General features: G+C 67.1%; 4 protein-coding genes. All 4 read left to right on the top strand.

Annotated features, from left to right (window positions below):
* On the top strand, positions 1 to 102 hold a 102-nt coding region (locus tag BLX41_RS36850), incomplete at its 5' end, for a hypothetical protein (protein ID WP_259745449.1).
* A 64-nt stretch (positions 103 to 166) separates the two neighbouring features.
* On the top strand, positions 167 to 673 hold the full coding sequence (gene tssJ / locus BLX41_RS31450) for a type VI secretion system lipoprotein TssJ (protein WP_123728016.1): 507 nt from the start codon (positions 167 to 169) through the stop codon (positions 671 to 673).
* 15 nt (positions 674 to 688) lie between these two features.
* Positions 689 to 2023 (top strand): type VI secretion system baseplate subunit TssK, encoded by a 1335-nt coding sequence (gene tssK, locus BLX41_RS31445; protein WP_123728015.1) that lies wholly within the window; start codon positions 689 to 691, stop codon positions 2021 to 2023.
* Positions 2024 to 2029: 6 nt separating this feature from the next.
* Positions 2030 to 2391: DotU family type IV/VI secretion system protein (locus BLX41_RS33925; RefSeq protein ID WP_185073879.1), on the top strand; the 362-nt coding region annotated here is incomplete at its 3' end.

The raw sequence follows: 2391 nt of genomic DNA, 5'->3' as shown, positions 1-2391 counted from the left end.
AAGCAGATTTCCCAAGAGGCCCAGGACGATTTCCAGGACCTTTTCGGGCGCGAATTCAGTCGCGCCTACGAAGAACATACCCACCGGCTGCGCCGCTCCTGAGCGCGCCTGGAACACCCCAAACACACGGATACACGGACAGCTGACACGTCATTGAGGACGCAGGATGATTCAACGATTGCTGACATTGGTCGCCATGCTGGTACTGGCGGCCTGTGCCAAGGACGCACCAACGCCCGCCGAGCCGGCCAAGGAAGAACCTGGCGCGACCACCGTGGAGCTGCGTTTCCAGGCCGTGGCCGGGCTCAACCCGGGTCCTGATGGCCTGAGCACCCCGGTACGGGTACGGATCTTCGAGCTGAAGAACCCGGCCACCTTCATGCGTGCCGACTACTTCGCCCTGGCGGAGCGGGCCCCGGCGACCCTGGGCCCTGACTTGATCGACCAGGATGAAGTGCTGGTCAAGCCCGGCGACCAGTTCACCCTCAAGCGCACCCTGGACCCGGCCACCCGTCAGGTCGGCCTGCTGGTGGGGTATCGCGAAGTGGACCAGGCCCTGTGGCGAGTCGGGGTCAACACGGCGCAGCACCTGAACAATCAGTATCAGATCGTCCTCGATGTCCGCGCGATCAGCGCCGAGCTCGTGGCCCCCCCATCCAGCCCTGCCCAATAGGCAATCGGAGCAACCATGTCCTGGAACAATCGCGTGGTCTGGTCGGAAGGCATGTTCATTGGAACCCAGCACTTCCAGCAGCATGACCGTTACCTGGAAAACCTCATCGATGCCCGCAGCCGTCCGCTGTCGGCGGGGGCCTGGGGATTCTCCGAGCTGCGTATCGATCAGGGCCTGCTGGCCCAGGGCAAGCTGGCCATTGTCAGCGCCCGCGGCCTGCTGCCCGACGGCACACCGTTCAACATTCCCCATGACGACCTGGCGCCGGCTCCGCTGAGCATCGACGACAACCTGCGCGATGGCCTGGTGTACCTGGCGCTGCCCCTCAAGCGCGCCGGCGCCCGGGACACCGTGGACGAAGGCGAGGCGCTGGGTGGCGCCCGCTACCTGAGCCAGGTGCGCGAGGTGCGTGACGATAACGCACCTTTTGAAAACCGTGCGCCAGTGGCGGTGGGCTCCCGGGCCTTGCGCCTGCTCACTGCTGCGGACGGCCTCAGCGACTACGCCGCCATCGGCGTGGTGCGGGTCAAGGAGAAGCGCGCCGACCGCGCCCTGGTGCTGGATGACAGCTACATCCCGCCGCTGCTGGATGTGGCCGCGTCCAAGCCCTTGAGTGCCTTTCGCAGCGAACTGCTGGGCCTGCTGCACCAGCGCGGCGAAGCCCTGGCCGGACGGGTGGTGGCTTCGGGGGCCGGTGGCGCCTCGGAAATTGCCGACTTCATGCTCCTGCAACTGGTGAACCGCGCCCAACCGCTGGTCAGCCACCTGAACCAGATCAGCCCGCTGCACCCCGAGCGCCTGTACAGCGAGCTGGTGAGCCTGGCCGGCGAATTCTCGACCTTCTCCAACAGCGATCGACGCCCGGTGGAGTACCCGCAGTACCAGCACGATGAGCTGGCCCTGAGCTTCGCTCCGGTGATGCAGGCCCTGCGCGAGGCCTTGTCGATGCTGATCGACAGTAAGGCGACGCCGATTCCGATCATCGAGAAAGCCTACGGCGTGCACGTGGCGATGCTCGCCGACCGCACCCTGCTGGAGAACGCCAGCTTCATTCTGGTGGTGCGCGCCGACGTGCCCGGCGAGACCTTGCGCGGGCGTTTTGCCCAGCAGAGCAAGGTGGGCTCGGTGGAGCACATCCGCGATCTGGTCAACCTGCAGTTGCCGGGCATCGGCCTGTTGCCGCTGCCGGTGGCGCCACGCCAGTTGCCGTATCACGCCGGTTCCACCTACTACGAGCTCGACCGTGGCAGCGAGCACTGGAAACAGCTGGTTCACTCCGGAGGCTTCGCGTTCCACGTCGCGGGAGAATTCCCGGGCTTGAACCTGGCCTTCTGGGCCATTCGAGGATAAGTCGCGATGCATCCTTTCGACGATTCGGCAGGGCAGCCGTCCCCGGCCAATGACCGCACCCAATTCATGCCGCGCCCCGGTGGCCGTGCTCCCGAGCCCGGGCGCTCGAGCCCTGGGCCAGCACCGTCCCTGGCCGTGCCGGCGGCGCCACTGCCGGCCGGCCAGGCCCGGGGCCTGAACCCCCTGGAGAGTGCTGCCGGCCCACTGCTGGCCTTGCTCACCCGGCTGCGCAGCACCTTGGCCCACCCGGCGCCGGCCAGCCTGCGAGCGCAGCTGCTGGCTTACCTGCGCCAGTTCGAGGAGCGTGCCGAGGCCGCCGGAGTGCCGCGCAACGACGTGCTGCTGGCCCGCTATGCGCTGTGCACCGC

This window comes from Pseudomonas protegens, assembly GCF_003732485.1.
In the GTDB taxonomy this organism is placed as follows: Bacteria; Pseudomonadota; Gammaproteobacteria; order Pseudomonadales; family Pseudomonadaceae; genus Aquipseudomonas; species Aquipseudomonas protegens_B.
Note: the sequence above shows the minus strand (reverse complement) of the source record. Positions and strands in the feature narration are given on the sequence as shown.

Bases quoted from the DNA above. Each gene is read 5' to 3' on its own strand.
- tssJ (WP_123728016.1), top strand. From the start codon at position 167: ATGATTCAACGATTGCTGACATTGGTCGCCATGCTGGTACTGGCGGCC.
- tssK (WP_123728015.1), top strand. From the start codon at position 689: ATGTCCTGGAACAATCGCGTGGTCTGGTCGGAAGGCATGTTCATTGGA.